This is a genomic window from Pseudomonas sp. A-R-19 (assembly GCF_019956575.1).
Classification (GTDB): domain Bacteria; phylum Pseudomonadota; class Gammaproteobacteria; order Pseudomonadales; family Pseudomonadaceae; genus Aquipseudomonas.
This window is the reverse complement of the sequence record NZ_JAHBDR010000044.1, coordinates 47,406-70,054: the sequence shown is the minus strand read 5'-3', so window position 1 is coordinate 70,054 and position 22,649 is coordinate 47,406. Positions and strand designations below refer to the sequence as shown.

The following is a 22,649-nucleotide window of genomic DNA, read 5'->3' as shown; positions in this document are numbered from 1 at the left end:
CAAGCAATTGCACCAATATAGTGCGCAAACCTGAACGAGGTTAAAAAAGGCGCTGGAAAGGATTTTTTTCTTCGGCGGGCTTGTCGCTGAGGGGACATTCCGGCCTCTGGCCGTAGTCATCGAGGGTGCAGGGTTTGATCTTGCGCTTCTGGGCGAGGGATGTGCGCTGCATATGGAAGGGTTGGCTGGCGGTGCGTTCGACGATGCGCCCCTGTTCGTCGAGGATTTCCACGGACAGGGTATGGCTGCCGCGATCGATGTTGCTCAACGGGAACACCGGGCTCAGGCCGGGCTCGGCGGTGGGTTGGCCATCGAGCAGCAGCCGGTAGCGGTGACCGGGTTGCAGGCCGGGCTCGTTGGTGGCGCTGACGATGACTTCGCCAGCGTTGTCGCGGATGGTCGCGTCTGGCTCCGGTACCAGGATCCGCAGCAGGTCGTAGTGGAATGCCGGTTGCTCTTCGGCCGTTGTTGCTGCGATCAAGGGCGCGGCCGTGATGGGGTGGGCAGCCAATTGATTGCTTTTGCTCAGCGGCACCCGCTTGACGTTACCGGGCTTGGGTCGATCGGTGAAAACCCGATTGCCTTGGGGGTCAACGTAAGTAAAGACCTCCGCCGATGCGGGCAGCGCGATGAAGAAGGCGATCAGCAGCCAGGTCTTCATGGCGTGTGCACTCGTTGCACGGTGACGCTTGTGGTGGGGCTTTGCTGCACAACGTTTTCGCCATCTATCACTTGTACGGCGAGGCGGTGTTCGCCGCGATCAATGTTCACCAGTTGCAGAGTCGGCACATTGCCTGGCTGGCCGTAGGGCTGGTCGTCCAGCAGCAGGCGCAACAGGTGGGGGGCTTGCAGGCGCGGCTTGATCAGTACCGTTACGGTGAACGTGCCGTTGTTGGCGCGCAGGGCTTCGCGGGTGGGCAGGCCGGTCAGCTCCAGCACTTCATAGGTCTTGTGGGGCTGTTCATTACCAGTGGCTTGAGCAGTGGGTGCGTTTTCGCCTTGAGGCTGGCGTTCGACACTGTTGAGGGGCGGCAAGTCGATCGCTTGGGCGCTGACGCCGTCAGGCGGTTGATTGCTGTAGGCGGTAGCGCCGTTGGCGTCCGTGTACTTGTAGATCTGCGCCGCGGCGGGCAGGGCGATCAGCAGCAGGATGAAGAAAAAACCACGACCCATGGAATCGACCGCAAGCGAAAATGTTGGGTTGCAGCATAGGCCAGGCTTGGTGGTTTCCCCAAGCCGCGAAACATTTGAGATCCCCTGTGGGAGCGGGCTTGCTCGCGAAGGCGCCGGCACATTCAAGATCAATGTGTCAGACAGATTGCTTTCGCGAGCAAGCCCGCTCCCACATTTGATCTTTGTATGGGCATAAAAAAGGCCTCCCGAAGGAGGCCTCTTTTTGTCACGCCGCGTGTCGCGGCGCTACCGGATCAGCAGCTGTAGTACAGCTCGTATTCCAGTGGGTGTACGAAGGTACGTACCTTGATTTCTTCTTCGCTTTTCAGGGCGATGTAAGCGTCGATGAAGTCGTCGCTGAAAACGCCGCCTTTGGTCAGGAACGCACGACCTTTGTCCAGCTCTTCCAGGGCTTCTTTCAGGCTGCCGCAAACTTGTGGGATCTCTTTCGCCTCTTCAGGCGGCAGGTCGTACAGGTTTTTGTCAGCTGCGTCGCCAGGGTGGATCTTGTTCTGGATGCCGTCCAGGCCAGCCATCAACAGTGCGGCGAAGCACAGGTACGGGTTGGCAGCCGGATCCGGGAAACGTGCTTCGATACGGCGGGCTTTCGGGCTCGACACGTAAGGAATACGGATCGAAGCGGAACGGTTGCGAGCCGAGTAGGCCAGCATCACTGGAGCTTCGAAGCCTGGAACCAGACGCTTGTAGGAGTTGGTGGCCGGGTTGGTGAAGCCGTTCAGGGCCTTACCGTGCTTGATGATGCCGCCGATGAAGTACAGCGCGGTGTCGGACAGGCCGGCATAGCCTTCGCCAGCGAAGGTGTTCTTGCCATCTTTCCAGATGGACATGTGCACGTGCATACCCGAGCCGTTGTCGCCGTACAGAGGCTTAGGCATGAAGGTCGCGGTGCGGCCGTAAGCGTCAGCAACGTTGTGCACGACGTACTTCAGGGTTTGGGTTTCGTCGGCTTTCTTCACCAGAGTGTTGAACTTGACGCCGATTTCGTTCTGGCCGGCAGTTGCCACTTCGTGGTGGTGAACTTCGACGGTCAGGCCCATTTCTTCCAGTGCGTTGCACATGGAGGTACGGATTTCGTGGTCGTGGTCGAACGGTGGAACCGGGAAGTAGCCGCCTTTGACGCCTGGGCGGTGGCCCTTGTTGCCGCCTTCGATGTCCTGGTCGGACATCCACGAACCTTGTTCGGAGTAGATCTTGAACATGGAACCGGAAATGTCGGACTTGAACTTCACTTGGTCAAAGATGAAGAACTCTGGCTCTGGACCGGCGTATACGGTGTCACCGATAGCGGTGGCCTTCAGGTGCTCTTCAGCGCGCTTGGCGATCGCACGTGGGTCGCGGTCGTAGCCTTGCATGCTCGAAGGTTCGATGATGTCGCAGACCAGGATCAGGGTCGGCTCTTCGGTGAACGGGTCCAGAACAGCGGTGGAGTCGTCCGGCATCAGGATCATGTCGGAGGCTTCGATGCCTTTCCAGCCAGCGATGGAGGAACCGTCGAACATTTTGCCGACTTCGAAGAAGTCGTCATCCAGCGCATCGCGAGCCGGCATGGTCACGTGGTGCTGAGTGCCTTTGGTGTCCGTGAAGCGCAGATCAATCCATTTGACGTCATGATCTTTGATGAGTTGAACCGACTTCGACATAGTGTCCTCCGGGTGGCTTCGGGCTAGTAGTGGATGCCCTTAAATGTGGGTGATGCCGGCGCGAATACTCTGCCAAGGCAACCTGCCTCACAAGGGAGCAAATTGCATGCCAGTGCCCCACCATGGGTTTTTTGCCCCAATTTCACGCCTGTCAGGCGGAAAAGCACCTTAAAGCGGAAAAACGCGCCCTACAATGTGGCGTTTATTTCAGTAAGTGACCTGTTTTGGTGCGCGCAAAACCTTCTGCACATTAACTGGTTAAACCTTGAGCAATTTCCGCTATAATCCGCGCCCCCCTTTTTCGGCAGGCCTCGCGCGCGCTGTTTCCATGAAATTAATCGTAAAAGTCTTCCCCGAGATCACCATCAAGAGCCGCCCGGTACGGATGCGTTTCATCCGTCAGTTGGCCAAGAACATCCGTGCCGTGCTCCGCGATCTGGACCCGGCTGTGGTGGTGAACGGCGTGTGGGACAACCTCGAGCTGGAAACCCGCGTCAGCGACCCCAAGGCCCTGAAGGAGATGGGCGAGCGCCTGAGCTGCATGCCGGGCATCGCGCACTTCCTGCAAATCGACGAATACCCGCTGGGCGATTTCGACGACATCGTTGAAAAGTGCAAGCAGCACTACGGTGATGCACTGGCCGGCAAGATCTTTTCAGTGCGTTGCAAGCGCGCCGGCAAGCACCCATTCAGCTCGATCGATATCGAAAAATATGTCGGCAGCCAGTTGCGCCGTCAGTGTGGTGCCGCCGGGATCGACCTGAAAAAGCCTGAAATTGAAGTCCGGATCGAAGTTCGCGACCAACGGTTGTTCGTGATCCACAGCCAGCACAATGGCATCGGCGGCTACCCGCTGGGCGCCCTGGAGCAGACGCTGGTGCTGATGTCCGGTGGTTTCGACTCCACCGTGGCGGCCTACCAGATCATGCGCCGCGGCCTGATGGCGCATTTCTGCTTCTTCAATCTGGGCGGACGTGCCCACGAATTGGGCGTCATGGAAGTCGCGCATTTCATCTGGAAGAAGTACGGCAGCTCCCAACGCGTGCTATTTGTCAGTGTGCCGTTCGAGGAAGTACTGGGCGAAATTCTCGGCAAAGTCGATAACAGTCATATGGGCGTAGTATTGAAGCGTATGATGTTGCGCGCTTCCTCCCAGATTGCCGATCGACTGCACATCGATGCGCTGGTCACCGGTGAGGCGATCTCCCAGGTGTCGAGCCAGACGTTGCCGAACCTGTCGGTGATCGATTGCGTGACCGACAAGCTGGTCCTGCGTCCACTGATCGTCGCGCACAAGCAGGACATCATCGACACGGCCAACGAGATCGGCACCGCCGATTTCGCCCGGCACATGCCGGAGTACTGCGGGGTCATCTCGGTCAATCCGAAGACCGCGGCCAAGCGCCACCGCGTCGAGCACGAAGAGAAAGAATTCGATATGGCGGTACTCGAGCGTGCGCTCGAAAACGCCAAGCTGGTGCCGATCGATCGCGTGATCGACGAATTGGGCCAGGACTTGCAGATTGAAGAAGTCAGCGAAGCGCTGGCCGGTCAGATCGTCATCGACATCCGTCACCCGGATGCCGCTGAAGACGACCCGCTGGACCTTGCTGGCATCGAGGTACAAACGATGCCGTTTTATGCAGTGAACGCTCGTTTCAAGGAACTGGACCCTACTCGCCAGTACCTGCTGTATTGCGACAAAGGCGTGATGAGTCGCCTGCATGCCCACCATTTGCTCAGTGAGGGGCATGCCAATGTGCGCGTTTATCGACCGAGCTAAGTGCCCGGGGCTGTTTGCCTGTGGCCTGCGTCACCGGCCCCCCGATGCCACCGTCAAGCTGTAACGGCTTTCACGGACGCTACTGTTAATCGCTGCCAAGACTTGTCAGCACACCGAATCCTCTGATCGAGATACACAAGTGATCGAAAATCTACGCAACATCGCCATCATTGCCCACGTTGACCATGGTAAGACCACCCTGGTAGACAAACTCTTGCGTCAATCCGGCACCCTGGAGCGCAACGAGCTCAACGACGAGCGCGTGATGGACTCCAACGACCAGGAAAAAGAGCGCGGTATTACCATTCTGGCGAAAAACACCGCCATCAACTGGAACGGCTACCACATCAACATCGTGGACACCCCGGGCCACGCCGACTTCGGCGGCGAAGTTGAACGCGTAATGTCGATGGTCGACTCCGTTCTGCTGCTGGTTGACGCTCAAGACGGCCCTATGCCGCAAACCCGTTTCGTGACCAAGAAGGCTTTCGAAGCCGGCCTGCGTCCGATCGTGTGCATCAACAAGGTTGACCGTCCAGGCGCGCGTCCGGACTGGGTTCTGGACCAGATCTTCGACCTGTTCGACAACCTGGGTGCTACCGAAGAACAGCTGGACTTCAAAGTCGTCTACGCCTCGGCCCTGAACGGTATTGCCGGTCTGGACCACACCGAAATGGCTGAAGACATGACCCCGCTGTACCAGTCGATCGTCGACAACGTACCCGCGCCGGCTGTTGACCGTGAAGGTCCGTTCCAGATGCAGATCTCCGCACTGGACTACAACAGCTTCCTGGGTGTTATCGGTGTTGGCCGTATCGCTCGTGGTCGCGTCAAGCCGAACACCCCGGTTGTCGCTATCGGCGCCGACGGCAAGAAGCGCAACGGTCGTATCCTGAAGCTGATGGGTCACCACGGTCTGCACCGTGTAGACGTTGAAGAAGCTGCAGCAGGCGACATCGTGTGCATCAGCGGTATGGACTCGCTGTTCATCTCCGACACCCTGTGCCACCCGGACACCGTTGAAGCGATGAAGCCGTTGACCGTCGACGAGCCAACCGTTTCCATGACCTTCCAGGTAAACGACTCGCCATTCTGCGGTAAAGAAGGCAAGTTCGTGACGTCCCGTAACATCAAGGAACGTCTGGACAAAGAGCTGCTGTACAACGTTGCACTGCGCGTTGAAGAAGGCGACTCGGCTGACAAGTTCAAGGTTTCCGGCCGTGGTGAGCTGCACCTCTCGGTTCTGATCGAAACCATGCGTCGCGAAGGCTTCGAAATGGCTGTAGGCCGTCCGGAAGTGATCATCCGTCTGGTTGACGGCGTGAAGCACGAACCGTTCGAAAACGTCACCATCGACCTGCCGGAAGAATCCCAGGGCAAGGTGATGGAAGAGATGGGCCTGCGTAAGGGCGACCTGACCAACATGGTGCCGGATGGCAAGGGCCGTGTACGTCTGGAATACAACATCCCTGCTCGTGGTCTGATCGGTTTCCGTAACCAGTTCCTGACCCTGACCAACGGTGCTGGCATCCTGACCTCGATCTTCGACCGTTACGACGTGATGAAGTCCGGCGACATGTCCGGCCGTCAGAACGGCGTTCTGGTTTCGGTTGAAACCGGCAAGGCACTGACCTACTCCCTGGAAACCCTGCAGGCGCGTGGCAAGCTGTTCGTAGAACACGGTCAGGAAATCTACAACGGTCAGATCGTTGGTCTGAACAGCCGTGACAACGACCTGGGCGTTAACCCTACCAAGGGCAAGAAGCTCGACAACATGCGTGCTTCGGGTAAAGACGAAACCATCGCCCTGGTTCCACCTGTTCGCTTCACCCTGGAACAGGCTCTGGAATTCATCCAGGACGATGAATTGTGCGAAGTGACTCCAAAGTCGATTCGCCTGCGTAAGAAAATTCTTGACGAAAGCGAGCGTACCCGCGCTGCCAAGAAAGCCAAGGCATAAGATTTAGCCTGGCTTAACGAAAACGCCCCCGGTCGAAAGGCCGGGGGCGTTTTTGTTTGTCTGGGGTTTGTGCGGTGTTTGTGCTGGCCCCTTCGCGAGCAAGCCCGCTCCCACAGGGGAAACGCATTCCAATGTGGGAGCGGGCTTGCTCGCGAAGAGGGCTGATCAGTCGCCGCAGAAATCAGGAAATATCAGAACCGCTCAATCGCCCGCGAACTCCGCTCGCGCTCCACTTCCTTCGGCTTGTACGCGCAATACCCCGGCCGCGGGCCGATTTTCGGGTGGTTGCGGCAAGTATCCGGGCGCTTTTCATAAATAGTGCACAGACGGCTCTTACGATCCAGGTAGTAGCAATCGTTGTTGCTCATGCGCTGGAGGGTGAAGATTCCTGACTTCTGGTTGAAGCGCTCGACCAAACCTTCCTTTTGCAGGCGCTTGGCGATGTTCTTTGGCGGGTCACCCAGCTCGAATTCATCGACCACGCCGATACGGACCAGATCCTTGATCTTGACCTCGACCGGCAGGGTGCAGCAGCTGGACATGCACGAGCCGCACATCGGGGCAGAGTACTTGGCCCAGGTATCGAGGCGGTCGATCTCTGCGGCAGCGATCAGGTTCGGCTTCATCATCGTTTGTTACCAGCGTGTGCATCAGGGCGCGCGATCATACCGGGACTGGTGGATTTTTGAACAACCTTTCGCCAGTTTTTTTCGCAGACGGTGCAAACAGCCGGAAAATCGGCACGGGCCCTGCATTCATTCAGGCACATGACAACGCAAAGTCGATCCAGCTCGTCTTCAAGGGAAAAACTGCCGAACCAGAGCCTCTACCGCCTGTCAGACCGTCTAGGCTCAGACAACTCCAAGCTCGCTCGAGGTCCTATCGATGACTCAAGAACCACTTGTTCGCGAAGCAGAGGTGGCCGCATTCCGCGACGCCGTCTTGACCAAACTCACTTATGCAGTGGGTAAAGACCCGGATCACGCCTTCGACCATGACTGGTTCGAAGCCATTGCCCTGGCCGCGCGGGACCACATGGTCGAGCACTGGATGGACCATACGCGGCAGATCTACCGTAAAGGCCAGAAGCGCGTTTATTACCTCTCCCTGGAGTTTCTCATCGGTCGCCTGCTGTTCGACAGCCTGAGCAACCTCGGCCTGCTCGACGTGGCGCGCGAAGCCCTGACCGAACTCGGCGTCGACCTTGAGCGCATCCGCTTGCTGGAGCCCGATGCAGCCCTGGGCAACGGCGGTCTCGGGCGCCTGGCGGCGTGTTTCCTGGAAAGCATGTCGACCCTCGGCATCGCCGGTCATGGCTATGGTATTCGTTACGAACACGGGTTGTTCCGCCAGGCGATCGTCGACGGCTGGCAGCAGGAGCAGACCGAGCACTGGCTGGATTTCGGCAATCCCTGGGAGTTTGAGCGGCCGGAGGTGGTGTACCCGATCGGTTTTGGCGGCGGCGTCGAAACCGTGACCGATGAAAACGGCAAGTCCAGGCAGGTCTGGCACCCGGCGGAAACCGTGCGGGCCATTGCCTACGACACGCCAGTGGTCGGCTGGCGCGGGGCGAGCGTCAACACGCTGCGCCTGTGGCGCGCCCGGGCCATGGAAGATCTGCACCTGGAGCGTTTCAACGCCGGCGACCACTTGGGCGCCGTGGCCGAAGTGGCCCGGGCCGAAAGTATCTCCCGGGTGCTGTACCCGGCGGACAGCACCGAGGCCGGCCAGGAGTTGCGCCTGCGCCAGGAGTACTTCTTCGTCGCCGCCTCGTTGCAGGACCTGCTGCGCCGTCATCGCAACATGCACACCTCGGTGCTGACCCTGGGCGATCACGCTTCGATCCAGCTCAACGACACTCACCCCTCGATTGCCGTGGCTGAACTGATGCGGCAACTGGTCGACGTGTATGACGTGGCGTGGGATGCAGCGTGGCAGGTCACCGTCGATACGCTGTCCTACACCAACCACACATTGCTCCCCGAAGCGCTGGAAACCTGGCCGGTCGGCTTGATGGAGCGCATGTTGCCGCGGCACATGCAGATCATTTACCTGATCAACGCCCATCACATCGACTCGCTCCGGGCCAAAGGCATTCACGACTTCGACGTACTGCGCGCGGTGTCGCTGATCGAGGAAGACAACGGTCGCCGAGTGCGCATGGGCAACCTGGCGTTTCTCGGCTCCCACAGCATCAACGGTGTATCCGGGCTGCACACGCAACTGATGCGCCAGACGGTGTTCTCCGAACTGCACAAGCTCTACCCGGATCGCATCAACAACAAAACCAACGGCATCACCTTCCGTCGCTGGCTGTATCAGGCCAACACGGAGCTGACCTCGATGCTGGTCGACACCCTCGGGCCCGAAGTACTGGATAACCCGGAAGAGCGTTTGCTCGCCCTCGAACCGTTCGCCGAGAAAAGTGCATTCCGCAAGGCATTTGCCGAGCAGCGCCTGCACAGCAAGAAAGCCCTGGCGTACCTGATCCATGAGCGGCTGGGCGTGGCGGTCAACCCGGCGGCGATGTTCGATGTGCAGGTCAAGCGCATCCACGAATACAAACGCCAGTTGCTCAACCTGATGCACACCGTGGCGTTGTACCAGGCGATCCGCGCGGAACCTGAAATCGACTGGGTGCCACGGGTGAAAATTTTCGCCGGCAAGGCTGCCGCGAGTTATCACCAGGCCAAACTGATCATCAAGCTGACCAACGACATTGCCCGTGTGGTGAACAACGACCCGACCGTGCGCGGCTTGCTCAAAGTGGTGTTCCTGCCCAACTACAACGTCAGCCTGGCGGAGAGCATCATTCCGGCGGCGGACTTGTCCGAGCAGATCTCCACCGCCGGTTTCGAAGCGTCAGGCACCAGCAACATGAAGTTCGGCCTGAACGGCGCGCTGACCATCGGCACCCTGGACGGGGCCAACGTGGAAATGTGCGATCGCATCGGCGCCGAGCACATGTTCATCTTCGGCCTCAGCGCGCAGCAGGTGGAAGCGCGCAAGCAGAACCATGAGTTCAGCGCGGTACCGGATATTGCCGCGTCCCATCGTCTGAACGATGTGCTGCAAGCGATTCGTGGCGGGGTGTTCTCGCCGGATGATCCGTCCCGTTACACCGGTCTGATCGATTCGCTGGTGGATTACGACCGTTTCCTGGTCTGCGCCGATTTCGATTCCTACTGGAATGCGCAGATGCGCGTCGAGGCCCATTGGCACGATTCGAAGGAGTGGTGGCGTTCAGCGGTGTTGAACACGGCGCGGATGGGTTGGTTCTCGTCTGACCGGACCATTCGCGAGTACGCCACGGAGATCTGGAAGGCGCTGGAGTAGTTTTACGCCCTGGTCGATATACTAAGCGCCACCTCCACCCCCTGTGGGAGCGGGCTTGCTCGCGAAGAGGGCGTGTCAGCCAACATCTTTGTTGCCTGACACTCCGCTTTCGCGAGCAAGCCCGCTCCCACATGGGGGTGGAGGTGCACTGGATTCCGGGTGTCTGGCCACTAGACTGAGGCTTTACACCCGGACTTGCCTCATGATGGGGCCGCTTAGGGATATCAACCATGCAATGGATTTTCATGCTGATCGGGCTGGTGCTCGGCTGGATTCTCGACGAGTCTTTCAGCGATGCGCTGCTGGGCGCGTTACTCGGATTGGGTATCGGCCAGGCGATTCGCATAACGCGCATGGACGCCCGAGCGGTGGAGCAGCAACGCCTGCTGCAAGCGGTCGAGCAACGGCTGGCGGCGCTCGAAGCGTCAGGCGTCAAGGCGCCGGAAACCACCGAACCGCTGGCATCGCCTGAAACCTACCTTGATGAAACACCTGCCGCAGCCCGAGAGTTGGTCTGGGAACTGCCGCCGGAACTCGAACCGATTGCTGCAGCAGCCACCGAAACCAACAGTCCGCAGCCCGCCGATGCCTGGAGGCACGAGCCGAGCGTTCGCGACGCGCAACCGCGTGGCCCGAACCTCATCGACCGCGCGATCAGCCGCGCCCGTGCCTGGTTGTTTGGCGGCAATACCGTGTTGCGGGTCGGCGTGGTGTTGCTGTTCCTCGGCCTGGCCTTTTTGCTGCGCTACGCCACCGAGGGTGTGGTGGTGCCGCTTGAGTTGCGCTACGCAGGCGTTGCGGTGGCAGCCTTGGGGTTGCTCGGATTGGGTTGGTGGTTGCGAGCGCGCAACAGCAGTTACGCGCTGATCCTGCAGGGCACCGGGATCGCCGTGTTGTACCTGACGGTGTTTGCCGCGATGCGCCTGCATCCGCTGCTTGATCCCTCGGCGGCGTTTGGCCTGCTGGTGGCGGTGACGATCTGTTCGGCGATTCTCGCCATTACCCAGGACTCCCTGGGGTTGGCCGCCGCTGCCGCACTGGGCGGATTCGCCGCGCCCATCCTGGCCTCCACCGGCGCCGGCAGCCACGTCGCGCTGTTCAGCTATTTCATCTTGCTCAACGCCGGCATCCTCGCCATTGCCTGGTTCAAGGCCTGGCGGCTGTTGAATGTCATCGGCTTCACCGGCACCTTCGGCATCGGTTTCGCCTGGGGTTTGCGCTCTTACTCACCGGAGTTGCTGTGGAGCACCGAGCCGTTTCTGATTGTGTTCTTCCTGATGTACCTGGTCATTGGTCTGCTGTACGCCCGACGCAAGTTGATGCAAATGAGCGATGCACCGCAACAGAGCAGTCGCGAAGCGCTGCTGCAGTGGTCGGCGCGCAAGGGTGACTACGTCGACGGCACACTGCTGTTCGGCCCGCCGTTGGTGGGTTTCGGCTTGCAGTTCACGCTGGTGCAGCACCTGGAGTTCGCCGCGGCGTTCAGTGCCTTGGCGCTGGGCATGATTTACATGGGGCTCGCCCGTTGGCTGATGGTCGGACGCACCCTGTTGCTGGGGGAAACCTGCCTGGCCTTGGGGGTGATCTTCGCCAGCCTGGCGATTCCGCTGGGGCTCGATGCACGCTGGACAACGGCGGCGTGGGCGGTGGAGGGCGCGGGGATCTTCTGGCTCGGTCTGCGTCAGCAAAGACCCTTGGCGCGGGCCTTTGCCTTGCTCCTGCAACTGGGTTCGGCACTGACGTTTCTCAGCGAGTTGCACAACAGCGAAAGCAGCCTGCTCGGCGGTGTCCCGTTAGGTGCGCTGTTGTTGGGCGTCGCGTTGCTGTTCAGTTTCTACCAGTTGCGTAAAGCCTTGCCGGAACAGATCCGGCCTTGGGAACTGCATGGCTTGCCGGTACTGGCTTGCCTGGGGCTGGCGTTTCTCTATTTGCTGGCGCCGCTGTTCTTCTTCAGCCACGGCACGGTGATCAGTTGGGCCCTGGCCGGGGTGCTGACGTTGTTGATTGGCTTGCACCTGCGATCGCGAACGTTCGTGTTCAGCGCGCTTGCTGTGCAACTGTTGGCTGGCGCGTTGTTCCTGGCGACGGGGCCGCTGTTCAGTGAAAGCCTTAATCCCTTGGCCCATGCCGGGTTCTGGGCGCCGCTGGTGCTGGGGCTGGCGGCGATGGTCGGCGCCTGGCGATTGCAGATTGGCCATTCGCTCGCAGCACTCGAAGGACTGAGCCTGTTGCGATTGTCCCAGGCGTTGCTGGTGTGGGGCGCAGGCTGGTGGGCGTTGGCCTGGGTCATCGAAGTGGTGCATTTTGCGTCGCTGCCGATGCAGGCGACCTTGTTGTTGGGCATCGCCGCCGTGAGTGCGGCGCTGTGGGCGGTGTTGGCGCTGCGCCTGCAATGGCCGTCACTGGGCGTACTCTGCATGGCGTTGATTCCCGCTGCAGCGCTGGTGCTGCTCGCCGCCTGGCACTCGCGTTATCACCCGGCGGCCAGCTTCGGCTGGCTGGCGTGGATTGCGGTGTTCGTCGTGCATTTCATCGCCCTGCGGCGCTTGGCCCCCCTGTTGCCGGCACCTGTGACGAGCGTCGCCCATGTGCTCGGCTGCTGGCTATTGATGGGGGTACTGGCTCTGGAGCTGCGTTACGCCTTGCTGGTTTTGTCCGAGCAATACAACGCCTGGCGCTGGTTGGGTTGGGCGATCCTGCCAAGTCTGTATCTGGTGCTGATGGCGGCACCTCGCACATGGCCTTGGCCCGTCTCGGCCTATCCACGCGAATACCGTGTATACGCCGCTGCGCCGCTGGCGTTGTTGATGCTCGGCTGGTTCTGGCTGGCGAATGTCGCCAGTGACGGCAACGCCGAGCCACTGCCCTATGTGCCATTGATCAACCCGCTGGAGCTGGGGCTGTTGTTCGCGTTGTTCGGCGTCTATGTCTGGTCGCGCAGCGCCATGCCACAACTGGCAGTCCGCAAGGATTACGCCGCCTTCGCCACGCAAGGGGTCGCAGGTGCCTCGCTGTTCGTGTTCTTTACCGCGCTGGTGATGCGCACGGCGCACCATTGGAGCGGGGTGCCGTTCGAGCTGGATCCGTTGCTGGAATCGATGCGGGTGCAAGCGGGCCTTTCCATCGTCTGGACCTTGATGGCCCTGGGCCTGATGGTCGGCGGCCATTTGCGTCGACGCCGCGAAGTCTGGCTGATCGGCGCCGCCTTGATTGGCGTGGTCGTGGCCAAGCTGTTCTTTGTCGAATTGAGTAATCGCGGCGGGCTGGCGCGGATTGTGTCGTTTATTGGCGTTGGCGTGCTGCTGCTGGTGGTGGGCTATTTCGCCCCGCTGCCGCCCAAGCGCGTCGAAGCTGTGCCGGATGCCGGCAAACCGGTCGCGGAATCCGAAGGAGTGTCGTCTTGAGTCAGAAGCTGAACCTGGGTTGGTTGGGCGCCGTTGCCATGGGTGTGGTGCTGTCGGCGGTTGCCCTGGAAAAACCGGCGGACTTCACCACCCGGGTGCCCTTGTCGGTAACGGGCGAAGGCCCTTGGTATCGCCTTGAGTTGCCACTGAGTGTGCAACTGAATGCGCGGCAGGCCGATCTGAGCGATGTGCGTGTGTTCAATGCCGTGGGCGATGTCCAGGCTTATGCCTTGGCCCGGGAGTCGGCGCAGAACAGTGAAACGCGCACCCTGACCGAGGTGAAATGGTTTCCGTTGTACAACTCGGTGGACGCCACTGAAACCGTGCCGAGCGTGCGGGTGCAATCGAGCGCCAACGGCACCTTGGTCGAGGTGCAGCCCTCCAGTCAGCTGGAGGCGGGGGAGGAGGAGCTGCGCGGTTGGCTGCTCGATGCTTCTGCGATCAAGGCGCCGTTGCAGCAGTTGATTCTCGACTGGACCAGCGAGCGCGACGGCTTCCAGCGCTTCACCGTCGAAGCCAGCGACGATTTGCAGCATTGGCAGTCCTGGGGTGAAGGACAGGTGGCGCGCCTGACTTTTTCCGACGAGCGGGTCGAGCAGCATGAAGTCGACCTGCCAGGCCAGTCGGCGCGCTACTTGCGGTTGCTGTGGATCACACCACATTCGGCACCGACACTGACTTCGGCGCAACTGCAGAGCGCCAGCAGCCGCAGCCTGCCGCTACCGTTGGTCTGGTCCCAGGCGTTGGCCGGCGGCAGCGTGAAGGCGGGTGAATACACCTGGCAGTTACCGATGGGGCTGAATGTCGAGCGGGTGCGGGTCGAGTTGAGCCAGCCCAACAGCCTGGCGCCGGTGAGCCTGGCCGGTCGGCGCGACAGCAGCCTGCCATGGCAGTCGTTGGGCAGCGGTTTGCTCTATCGCCTGTCCCAGAACGATCAGGACGTGGTGCAAAACGAATTGCCGCTGTCAGGGCAAATCGTCCAGCAATTGAAACTGACCGTGGACGAACGTGGCGGCGGCCTGGGTGATCAGGTACCGACGCTGAAGTTTGCCGTGCGCGCCACGCAACTGGTGTTCCTGGCGCGCGGGCCGGGGCCCTACACGCTGGTCGTGGGAAATGCGACGGCGAAGGCGGCGAACTTGCCGCTGTCGACGCTGATTCCGGATTACAGCCCGGCGAAACTCGCGACTTTGGGGCGGGCCATGGTGGATGTCGGGGCGGTGGCTATTCAACCGTCGAAAGGCGCCACGTCTGCGCCGATCGACACCAACTGGAAGAAATTCGGCTTGTGGGCGGTGTTGTTGCTCTGCGTGGTGTTCCTGGCGGCGATGGCGTTCAGTTTGCTGCGCAAGCCCCCTGCCAAACCCTGAAGAAGGCTCCCACATTGGACCAACTGTGCACACACCATTTGTGCCACGAAGCAGATCCAGTGTGGGAGCGGGCTTGCTCGCGAATACGGTCTGCCGATCACCGAAGATATCGAAATTTGCCATCCATCCGAGCTCCACGCGCGGCCCATTTCCATCTACGCTCAACCCCGCGCATGAACTCTCTTCGGCCGATCACGTCTGATAGGAGGAAATGCGCCCCGACTCGCGTTAAACTGCGCGGGTTTTTAGCCCCCCATTCCACCGGAGCCTTCCATGTCCCGCGTTACCTTGAGTCGCTATTTGATTGAGCAGACCCGCAGCAACAACACTCCTGCCGATCTGCGCTTCCTGATCGAAGTGGTGGCGCGTGCCTGCAAGGAGATCAACCACGCCGTGTCCAAAGGCGCCCTCGGCGGCGTTCTGGGCAGCATGGGCACTGAAAACGTCCAGGGCGAAGTGCAGAAGAAGCTCGACGTGATCTCCAACGAGATCCTGCTTGAAGCCAACGAATGGGGCGGTCACCTGGCCGGCATGGCGTCCGAAGAAATGGACAACGCCTACCAGATCCCGGGCAAATACCCGAAAGGCGCGTACCTGCTGGTATTCGACCCGCTGGACGGTTCGTCGAACATCGACATCAACGCCCCGGTCGGCACCATCTTCTCGGTACTGCGTTGCCCGAACGAGTACCTGAGCCAGAACGAGCCTTTGAATGAAAAGGCCTTCCTGCAGCCAGGCACCCAGCAAGTGGCCGCCGGTTATGCGATCTACGGTCCACAGACCATGCTGATCCTGACCCTGGGCGACGGCGTGAAGGGCTTCACCCTGGACCGTGAAATGGGCAGCTTCGTCCTGACCCACGAAAACATCACCATTCCTGAAGCCACCCAGGAATTCGCCATCAACGCCTCCAACCAGCGTCACTGGGAAGCCCCGGTACAGCGCTACGTCAGCGAATTGCTGGCAGGCGATGAAGGTCCGCTGAAAAAGAACTACAACATGCGCTGGGTTGCCGCGATGGTCGCCGACGTGCACCGCATCCTGACCCGTGGCGGTCTGTTCATGTACCCACGCGACAGCCGCGAGCCGTCCAAGCCGGGCAAACTGCGCCTGATGTACGAAGCCAACCCGATGTCGTTCCTGGTGGAACAGGCGGGCGGCGCTTCCACCGACGGTCACCAGCGTATTCTCGACATTCAACCGGAAGGCCTGCACCAGCGTGTTGCGGTGTTCCTCGGTTCGAAGGAAGAAGTTGCCCGCGTCACGGCTTACCACAAGGAATAAACCATGAACGCGCCCTGGCAGCCGTTGCTTGATTGGTGGTTCGGGAGTTCCGAATCAGCGAGCGAAGTGGCGGCGCAGAAGGGCAAGTTGTGGTTCGGCAAGCGCGACAGCCAGGACCTCGAAGCGCGTGAGCGTTTCGGGGACTGGACCGAGCAGGCACTGGCCGGCGGATTGACCGAGTGGATGCAACGTCCCGAAGGTTGGCTGGCATTGGTGCTGCTGCTCGATCAAATCCCGCGAATGATCTTTCGCGACACTCCCAAAGCCTTTGCAGGCGATCTCCGGGCACAGAAGCTGGTAGCCCAAGGCATTGCCGCGGATTTCGACCGGCAGTTGCAGCCGATCCAGCGGGTGTTCATCTTTCTGGTGTTCGAGCACAGCGAGGACCTCGCGGTGCAGAACGAAGGCGTCTCGCGTTACATCGAACTGGTGGCGCAGCAGCCGGAGGTTGATCGTGCGCTGTTTGCTGATTACCTGGACTATGCCGAGCGGCATCAGAAGGTGATCGCGCAGTTTGGGCGGTTTCCCCATCGCAATGCGGTGTTGGGGCGGGAGTCTACGGTTGAGGAGCTCGAGTTTCTGTCGAAGCCGGGCTCACGGTTCTGATTTTTCGTTGTTGCTGATGCCGCCATCGCTGGCAAGCCAGCTCCTACAGTAGATCTCCAGTGCGACAAAGATCCCTGTAGGAGCTGGCTTGCCAGCGATGGGGCCCGCAAGCGCGCCTCAGATCCTGAAACTACCCACCAACTGCTTCAACCGCGCCGCCTGCTGCTCAAGATCAGCACACGCACGCAAGGTCGACTGCAGGTTCTCCACACCTTCCTGATTCAGCGTGTTGATCTCGGTGATGTCGACGTTGATCGACTCGACCACAGCCGTTTGCTCTTCGGTGGCGGTGGCGACCGACTGGTTCATGCCGTCGATTTCACCGATGCGCTGGGTCACGCTGCCCAGGCGTTCGCCCGCCTGGTTGGCGATGCCGACGCTGGTTTCGCTCTGGCGCTGGCTGTCGGTCATGATGCCCACCGCTGCCCGGGCGCCGACTTGCAGCTCTTCGATCATCGTCTGCACTTGCTGCGCCGAATCCTGGGTGCGGTGAGCGAGGTTGCGCACCTCATCGGCGACCACGGCAAAGCCACGTCCGGCTTCACCGGCGCGGGCGGCTTCAATGGCGGCGTTGAGCGCCAGCAAGTTGGTCTGCTGGGAGATGCTGGTAATCACTTCCAGGATCTGCCCGATGTTGACCGTGTTGCTGTTGAGTGTCTCGATGTTGCCGCACGAGTCGCTGATCTTTGCCGACAACTGCTGCATCGCCGCGATGGTTTTATCCACAACCTGTTGGCCATCTTCGGCCAGGCTGCGGGCATCGCTGGAATGTTGCGAGGCGAGGGCGGCGTTCTGGGCGATTTCCTGGGCGGCGGCACCGAGCTGGTTGATCGCCGCGGCCACGCTGCTGGTGCGCGAGGCTTGCTGGTCGGAGTTGAACATCGACGAGTTCGAGGCTGCCACTACCCGCAACGCCACTTCGTTGACCTGGCCGGTGGCCGAGGACACTTCGATGATCGAAGTGTGAATACGCTCGACGAAGCGGTTGAACGACAGCCCCAGCGCGCCGAATTCGTCGTGGCCGTGGATGGTCAGGCGTTTGGTCAGGTCACCTTCGCCTTCGGCGATGTCATGCATAGCGCGGCCCATGGTCAGCAGTGGCTGCATCAGCAGGCTGATCAGCATGCCCAGCAGGACGATTATGATCACCACGGCAATCACCATGGCGATGATCGCCGAGGTGCGGAATTCGCTGAGCATCGAGAACGCGGTGTCCTGGTCGAGCGCCAGTGCCACGTACCAGTTCGCCGATGGCACACCGTTGACGTGGGTGAAGGAGATGAACTGGCGCTTGCCGTCGATTTCGACTTCTTTCATGCCCGGGCTGACTTTCGGCGTGTCGCTCGGATAGGCCTCGGCAAGGCTTTTGAGCACCAGCTTGCTGTCCGGGTGAATCAGGATCTTGCCGTCGGCGCTGACGATGAACGCATGGCCGTGGCCGCCGAAGTTCAGCGAATTGATGATCGCGCTGACGCTGGACAGGTCGATGTCGGCGCCGGCCACGCCAATCATCTGGCCCTGATGCTGCACCGGGGTGGCCACGGTGATCACCAGTTTGCCGGACGACGCGGCAATGTACGGTTCGGTGACGATGGTCCGTTGTGCGCCATTGGCCGCCTTGTACCAGCCACGGGTGCGTGGGTCGTAGTCCGCTGCACGGTTGCCTGCCGGAACCGAGAACATCACGCCGTCGGCGCCACCGAAGTAACTCAGCTGGAAATTGCCGGTGTAGGCGGGCAGGTCGATGATCCGTTTCAGGCTGGCGGGCGCATTGCCATCGGCGCTGACCTGTTGGGCCAGCGATTGCAGCAATTGCATGCGGCTTTCCAGCCAGGTCTGAATGTTGCTGGTGGTCAGGCTGCCGAGCTCCTGCATCGAGGCTTCGGTACTGTTGCGCAAGGTTTCGCGCTGGCGATAGTCGTTGAACAGGATGAAACAAGCGAATGCGACGGCCACCACGAGGGCGGCAGCCAGCAAGATCTTGTGGCTGAACTTCATGTTTCTGGTCATGGATGAGCTACGCAGAGGGTCTGGTCAACAAAAGGGGGGGAGCAAATGCCACCGATGTGGCATTGCGTTGCATGTATGTCGACTGATCGGCGCCAAAGATTAGGCGGATTTACCGAAACTCGACGAAATACCCGGTAAACAAGGAAAGTGGAGGATTTTCGGTAAAAGGTAGACGAGTGGCCCGATAAATAGCCTGTCGGGCAGGGAACCTGACAGGGGTTTTCACTTCTAAGCTTCAGCTTGGCAGCCATGCCAACCCCCTACGCCCCCCGGAGTTTCACCATGTCGCTGCGTTCCATCGCCCTGCTTTCGTTCTGCGTGTTGCTGGCTGCCTGCAGCAAGGTCAATCAGGAAAACTACTCGAAGCTCTCGGCTGGCATGGCCAAGGCCGACGTGGAGACCCTGTTGGGCAAACCCGCCGATTGTTCAGGCGCGCTGGGCATGTCCAGCTGCACCTGGGGCGACAAGAACAGCTTTATCAGCGTGCAGTTCGCCGGTGATAAAGTGCTGATGTTTTCCGGCCAAGGCCTGAAGTAAACCGGGGCGATTGCCCACGGGAGAAAAATAATGAAGCGGTTGTTGATCATCCTTTTTGCCGGCCTGGTGTTGGCCGGCTGTGCCACATCTGGCCAGGACACCTTGGCACCCAAGACTGTCAAAAGCGTCAACCTCAAGCGCTACCAGGGCACCTGGTACGAGCTGGCTCGCCTGCCGATGTACTTCCAGCGTGACTGCGCGCAATCCGAAGCTCATTACACGCTCAAGCCCGACGGCAACGTCGCGGTATTGAACCGCTGCCTGACGGCGCAGTGGCAATGGGAAGAGGTCAAGGGCACGGCTTATCCACAGGTGCCCGGCAAGAGCGACAAGCTGTGGGTCGAGTTCGATACCTGGTTCTCCAGGCTGATCCCGGGTACGGCGAAGGGCGAATATTGGGTGCTGTACGTCAGCGATGACTACAAGACCGCCATTGTCGGTGATCCAAGCCGCAAGTACTTGTGGCTGTTGTCGCGCACGCCGACCGTCAATGGTGTGGTGCGTGAAGAGCTGCTGAGCAAGGCGCGTCAGCAGGGTTATGACACCACGCGGCTGATCTGGCGGGCGTCGGAACAGCAGATGGCCAAGACGTCGAACTAACAGTCAGCACCGATCAAATGTGGGAGCGGGCTTGCTCGCGAAAGTGGTGTGTCAGTCAACAAATCCGTCGACTGACACGCCCTCTTCGCGAGCAAGCCCGCTCCCACATTTTGTTTGGTGTCAGCCCAGGAGTTCGCGCAGGACCTGGGTGAAGGCGCGGCTGCTTTCTTCTTCGCCGGCATGCCGTCCATCGCGCACAACCCACTGCCCGTTCACCAGCACATCGCGCACTTGGCGATCGCCACCGGCAAACAGCCAGCGGTTGAGAATGCCGTCGCCACTGGCCGTTGCCAGATACGGGTCGTTGCCGTCGAGCACCAGCCAGTCGGCACGTTTGCCGACTTCCAGTGCGCCAATCGGCTGGCCCAGCGCCTGGGCGCCGCCATCCAGCGCGGCATCGAACAGCGTACGGCCGACCATCGGCTGATCCGCGCCATACAAACGATTACGCCGCTGGTCGCGCAGACGCTGGCCGTATTCCAGCCAACGCAATTCTTCCACCACGCTTAGCGACACATGGCTGTCGGAACCGATACCCATGCGCCCGCCCTGGGCCAGGAAGTCCACCGCCGGGAAAATCCCGTCGCCCAGGTTGGCTTCAGTGGTCAGGCACAGACCGGCGATGGCACGACTCTTGGCCATCGACGTGACTTCTTCCGGGTTGGCGTGGGTCGCGTGGACCAGGCACCAGCGCTGGTCGACGTCGATGTTTTCGTACAGCCATTGCAGCGGACGGCGACCGCTCCAGGTCAGGCAGTCGTCGACTTCCTTCTGCTGTTCGGCGATATGGATGTGCACCGGGCACTGCTTGTCGCTGGCCGCCAACACTTCGCTGATCTGCTGCGGGGTGACCGCGCGCAACGAGTGGAAACACAAGCCGAGCGACTGTGCCTTCTGTTGCGCGAGGATCGGCTGCAAGCGCGATTGCAGCTTGAGGTAGTTTTCGGTGCTGTTGATAAAACGGCGCTGACCGTCGTTCGGCGCCTGGCCACCGAAACCGGAGTGGCTGTACAGCACCGGCAACAGGGTCAGACCGATACCGGCGGAGGTAGCAGCCTGGCTGATACGCAGGGCCAGTTCGGCCGGGTCGGCATAAGGTTGGCCGCCAGTGTCATGGTGCACGTAGTGAAATTCCGCCACCGAGGTGTAACCGGCCTTGAGCATTTCGATGTACAGCTGACGAGCGATGACGCCGAGTTGCTCCGGGCTGATTTTTCCGACAAGGCGATACATCAGGTCGCGCCAGGTCCAGAAACTGTCGTTCGGATTGCCCGCCACTTCCGCCAGCCCGGCCATGGCCCGCTGGAAGGCGTGTGAGTGCAGGTTCGGCATGCCAGGCAGCAGCGGACCGCTTAACCGCTCGGCGCCATCTGCATGGGAATCGGCCTGGATATGGGTCAATACGCCGCCGGCGCTGACCTCAAGACGTACATTGTTGGCCCATCCACTAGGCAGCAGCGCGCGTTCGGCAAAGAAGGCGGACATGGTTAAGCACCCCATCGTGTGTTATTTGTATATACATATACAGACGTTTGCCTGCCCGGTAAACTCCGGCAAGCTAGCGACATCAATCAAATGACCAAGGATTAACCGTGCCGACTCCGCCTCCAGTTTCTCCGTTGGCCGCGAACATGGGCGACAGTCCGGCGCCCTTGTACGCCCGCGTCAAACAAATGATCACCCAGCAAATCGACAGCGGAAACTGGCCGCCGCACTACCGCGTTCCGTCGGAAAGCGAGCTGGTCAGCCAGCTGGGCTTCAGTCGCATGACCATCAACCGCGCCCTGCGCGAGATGACTGCCGACGGTCTGTTGGTGCGCATGCAAGGCGTCGGTACGTTCGTCGCCGAGCCGAAAAGCCAGTCCGCCCTGTTCGAAGTGCACAACATCGCCGACGAAATCGCCTCTCGCGGTCATCGCCACACCTGCAAGGTCATCACCCTTGAAGAAGAGGCCGCCGGCTCCGAGCGTGCCCTGGCCCTGGACATGCGCGAAGGGCAGAGGGTGTTTCACTCGCTGATCGTGCATTTCGAAAACGATATTCCGGTGCAAATCGAAGACCGTTTCGTCAATGCGCTGGTGGCGCCGGACTACCTCAAGCAGGACTTCACCCTGCAAACGCCCTACGCCTACCTGAACCAGGTCGCGCCGTTGACCGAGGGCGAGCACGTGGTCGAGGCGATCCTGGCGGAGTCGTCCGAATGCAAATTGCTACAGATTGAAAAAGGCGAGCCGTGCCTGCTGATCCGTCGCCGCACCTGGTCCGGTCGTCAGCCGGTGACTGCTGCTCGTTTGATTCACCCCGGTTCCCGTCATCGTCTGGAAGGTCGGTTTCATAAGTAGAGAGCCATAAATGAGTAACGCAAAGGTTTTACGCGCCAAAGATTACCCACGCATGCCGTGGAAAAACGGCGGCGGCAGCACCGAAGAAATCACTCGTGATGCCGGCACCGGCCTGGATGGCTTTGGCTGGCGCCTGTCGATTGCCGATATCGGTGAGTCGGGCGGGTTTTCTACCTTCGCCGGTTACGAGCGAGTGATCACCGTTTTGCAGGGCGAGGGCATGACCCTGACGGTGGATGGCCAGGACACACGGCCACTGTTACCGCTGGACCCGTTTGCCTTCAGCGGTGAAAGCAAGGTCTCCTGTACATTGCTCGGTGGTCCGATTCGCGATTTCAACCTGATCTACGCGCCGCAGCGTTATAGCGCGCGGTTGCAGTGGTTGTCGGGCGAGCAGCGGTTCTTCAGTTCGGCGGGCACGGTGTTGGTGTTCAGCATGAGTGAGCAGGCTGAGGTGTCGGTCGATAACAACGCCCAGCAATTGGGCCGTCATGATTGCCTGCAATTGGAGGCTGATGCCGGATTGCTGGACGTCGCCATCAAAGGGCTGTGCTGCGTGATCGAACTGACGTCGCGCGACTGA

17 protein-coding genes and 1 pseudogene are annotated in these 22,649 nt (G+C 60.4%); 11 read left to right on the top strand and 7 right to left on the bottom strand.

All coding sequences use genetic code 11. The features are described 5' to 3' along the window. Positions 1-40: 40 nt before the first annotated feature. The 3 genes from KGA88_RS10115 to glnA form a co-directional block, all read right to left on the bottom strand. Positions 41-661, bottom strand: a complete 621-nt coding sequence (locus KGA88_RS10115; protein WP_223590510.1) for a DUF4124 domain-containing protein — start codon at positions 659-661, stop codon at positions 41-43. Continuing rightward, the gene (locus KGA88_RS10110) at positions 658-1,173 is read right to left on the bottom strand and encodes a DUF4124 domain-containing protein (protein ID WP_110661867.1); all 516 of its coding nucleotides are present in this window, start codon (positions 1,171-1,173) and stop codon (positions 658-660) included. The genes KGA88_RS10115 and KGA88_RS10110 overlap by 4 nt, the downstream gene beginning before the upstream one ends. A gap of 254 nt (positions 1,174-1,427) precedes the next feature. Then, complete coding sequence (glnA, locus tag KGA88_RS10105) at positions 1,428-2,834, bottom strand: type I glutamate--ammonia ligase (protein WP_008002929.1); 1,407 nt, start codon at positions 2,832-2,834, stop codon at positions 1,428-1,430. A 328-nt stretch (positions 2,835-3,162) separates the two neighbouring features. Here glnA and thiI point away from each other — a divergent pair, with 328 nt between their 5' ends. Both thiI and typA read left to right on the top strand, forming a co-directional pair. Beyond that, on the top strand, positions 3,163-4,617 hold the full coding sequence (thiI, locus tag KGA88_RS10100) for a tRNA uracil 4-sulfurtransferase ThiI (RefSeq protein WP_056725781.1): 1,455 nt from the start codon (positions 3,163-3,165) through the stop codon (positions 4,615-4,617). A 139-nt stretch (positions 4,618-4,756) separates the two neighbouring features. Beyond that, positions 4,757-6,577: a translational GTPase TypA gene (gene typA / locus KGA88_RS10095; RefSeq protein ID WP_007989225.1), complete on the top strand. Its 1,821-nt coding sequence runs from the start codon at positions 4,757-4,759 to the stop codon at positions 6,575-6,577. 191 nt (positions 6,578-6,768) lie between these two features. Here typA and KGA88_RS10090 read toward each other — a convergent pair whose 3' ends face one another. Then, positions 6,769-7,206 carry a YkgJ family cysteine cluster protein gene (locus KGA88_RS10090; protein ID WP_095942315.1) on the bottom strand — a complete coding sequence of 146 codons (438 nt, stop codon included), beginning with the start codon at positions 7,204-7,206 and terminating at the stop codon, positions 6,769-6,771. A gap of 256 nt (positions 7,207-7,462) precedes the next feature. Between KGA88_RS10090 and KGA88_RS10085 the strand changes: the two genes are divergently transcribed. The 5 genes from KGA88_RS10085 (at position 7,463) to KGA88_RS10060 (ending at position 16,577) form a co-directional block, all read left to right on the top strand. Further along, on the top strand, positions 7,463-9,913 hold the full coding sequence (locus KGA88_RS10085) for a glycogen/starch/alpha-glucan phosphorylase (protein ID WP_110660760.1): 2,451 nt from the start codon (positions 7,463-7,465) through the stop codon (positions 9,911-9,913). A gap of 230 nt (positions 9,914-10,143) precedes the next feature. Further along, positions 10,144-13,317, top strand: coding sequence for a DUF2339 domain-containing protein (locus KGA88_RS10075; protein ID WP_223590506.1), 3,174 nt, complete (start codon positions 10,144-10,146; stop codon positions 13,315-13,317). After that, positions 13,314-14,687 carry a DUF3999 domain-containing protein gene (locus KGA88_RS10070; protein ID WP_110658368.1) on the top strand — a complete coding sequence of 458 codons (1,374 nt, stop codon included), beginning with the start codon at positions 13,314-13,316 and terminating at the stop codon, positions 14,685-14,687. The genes KGA88_RS10075 and KGA88_RS10070 overlap by 4 nt, the downstream gene beginning before the upstream one ends. Positions 14,688-14,960: 273 nt before the next feature. Further along, complete coding sequence (locus tag KGA88_RS10065; RefSeq protein WP_007975526.1) at positions 14,961-15,971, top strand: class 1 fructose-bisphosphatase; 1,011 nt, start codon at positions 14,961-14,963, stop codon at positions 15,969-15,971. Positions 15,972-15,974: 3 nt separating this feature from the next. Further along, positions 15,975-16,577, top strand: a complete 603-nt coding sequence (locus KGA88_RS10060) for a DUF924 family protein (protein WP_223590503.1) — start codon at positions 15,975-15,977, stop codon at positions 16,575-16,577. A gap of 117 nt (positions 16,578-16,694) precedes the next feature. On the opposite strand, the gene KGA88_RS31750 is transcribed toward KGA88_RS10060, so the two are convergent. Together KGA88_RS31750 and KGA88_RS31745 are read right to left on the bottom strand one after the other, a co-directional pair. Next, complete coding sequence (locus KGA88_RS31750; RefSeq protein WP_411740841.1) at positions 16,695-17,459, bottom strand: methyl-accepting chemotaxis protein; 765 nt, start codon at positions 17,457-17,459, stop codon at positions 16,695-16,697. A 93-nt stretch (positions 17,460-17,552) separates the two neighbouring features. Then, positions 17,553-18,575: pseudogene (locus tag KGA88_RS31745) on the bottom strand (cache domain-containing protein); the annotation flags it as partial. A gap of 294 nt (positions 18,576-18,869) precedes the next feature. On the opposite strand from KGA88_RS31745, the gene KGA88_RS10050 reads away from it, so the two are divergent. Together KGA88_RS10050 and KGA88_RS10045 are read left to right on the top strand one after the other, a co-directional pair. After that, positions 18,870-19,124 carry a hypothetical protein gene (locus KGA88_RS10050; protein WP_007975531.1) on the top strand — a complete coding sequence of 85 codons (255 nt, stop codon included), beginning with the start codon at positions 18,870-18,872 and terminating at the stop codon, positions 19,122-19,124. A gap of 30 nt (positions 19,125-19,154) precedes the next feature. Beyond that, positions 19,155-19,724, top strand: coding sequence for a lipocalin family protein (locus KGA88_RS10045; protein ID WP_110658365.1), 570 nt, complete (start codon positions 19,155-19,157; stop codon positions 19,722-19,724). 120 nt (positions 19,725-19,844) lie between these two features. On the opposite strand, the gene KGA88_RS10040 is transcribed toward KGA88_RS10045, so the two are convergent. Beyond that, on the bottom strand, positions 19,845-21,209 hold the full coding sequence (locus tag KGA88_RS10040) for a formimidoylglutamate deiminase (RefSeq protein ID WP_223590498.1): 1,365 nt from the start codon (positions 21,207-21,209) through the stop codon (positions 19,845-19,847). 146 nt (positions 21,210-21,355) lie between these two features. On the opposite strand from KGA88_RS10040, the gene hutC reads away from it, so the two are divergent. Together hutC and KGA88_RS10030 are read left to right on the top strand one after the other, a co-directional pair. Further along, on the top strand, positions 21,356-22,066 hold the full coding sequence (gene hutC / locus KGA88_RS10035) for a histidine utilization repressor (RefSeq protein WP_181432004.1): 711 nt from the start codon (positions 21,356-21,358) through the stop codon (positions 22,064-22,066). A 10-nt stretch (positions 22,067-22,076) separates the two neighbouring features. Next, positions 22,077-22,649, top strand: a complete 573-nt coding sequence (locus tag KGA88_RS10030; protein ID WP_223590496.1) for a HutD family protein — start codon at positions 22,077-22,079, stop codon at positions 22,647-22,649.

What these genes read in the sequence shown, in the direction of transcription:
- KGA88_RS10115 (WP_223590510.1), bottom strand. Translation starts at nt 661, where the DNA reads ATGAAGACCTGGCTGCTGATCGCCTTCTTCATCGCGCTGCCCGCATCG.
- KGA88_RS10110 (WP_110661867.1), bottom strand. Translation starts at nt 1,173, where the DNA reads ATGGGTCGTGGTTTTTTCTTCATCCTGCTGCTGATCGCCCTGCCCGCC.
- glnA (WP_008002929.1), bottom strand. Translation starts at nt 2,834, where the DNA reads ATGTCGAAGTCGGTTCAACTCATCAAAGATCATGACGTCAAATGGATT.
- thiI (WP_056725781.1), top strand. Translation starts at nt 3,163, where the DNA reads ATGAAATTAATCGTAAAAGTCTTCCCCGAGATCACCATCAAGAGCCGC.
- KGA88_RS10090 (WP_095942315.1), bottom strand. Translation starts at nt 7,206, where the DNA reads ATGATGAAGCCGAACCTGATCGCTGCCGCAGAGATCGACCGCCTCGAT.
- KGA88_RS10085 (WP_110660760.1), top strand. Translation starts at nt 7,463, where the DNA reads ATGACTCAAGAACCACTTGTTCGCGAAGCAGAGGTGGCCGCATTCCGC.
- KGA88_RS10075 (WP_223590506.1), top strand. Translation starts at nt 10,144, where the DNA reads ATGCAATGGATTTTCATGCTGATCGGGCTGGTGCTCGGCTGGATTCTC.
- KGA88_RS10065 (WP_007975526.1), top strand. Translation starts at nt 14,961, where the DNA reads ATGTCCCGCGTTACCTTGAGTCGCTATTTGATTGAGCAGACCCGCAGC.
- KGA88_RS10060 (WP_223590503.1), top strand. Translation starts at nt 15,975, where the DNA reads ATGAACGCGCCCTGGCAGCCGTTGCTTGATTGGTGGTTCGGGAGTTCC.
- KGA88_RS31750 (WP_411740841.1), bottom strand. Translation starts at nt 17,459, where the DNA reads ATGTTCAACTCCGACCAGCAAGCCTCGCGCACCAGCAGCGTGGCCGCG.
- KGA88_RS10050 (WP_007975531.1), top strand. Translation starts at nt 18,870, where the DNA reads ATGTCGCTGCGTTCCATCGCCCTGCTTTCGTTCTGCGTGTTGCTGGCT.
- KGA88_RS10045 (WP_110658365.1), top strand. Translation starts at nt 19,155, where the DNA reads ATGAAGCGGTTGTTGATCATCCTTTTTGCCGGCCTGGTGTTGGCCGGC.
- KGA88_RS10040 (WP_223590498.1), bottom strand. Translation starts at nt 21,209, where the DNA reads ATGTCCGCCTTCTTTGCCGAACGCGCGCTGCTGCCTAGTGGATGGGCC.
- hutC (WP_181432004.1), top strand. Translation starts at nt 21,356, where the DNA reads ATGGGCGACAGTCCGGCGCCCTTGTACGCCCGCGTCAAACAAATGATC.
- KGA88_RS10030 (WP_223590496.1), top strand. Translation starts at nt 22,077, where the DNA reads ATGAGTAACGCAAAGGTTTTACGCGCCAAAGATTACCCACGCATGCCG.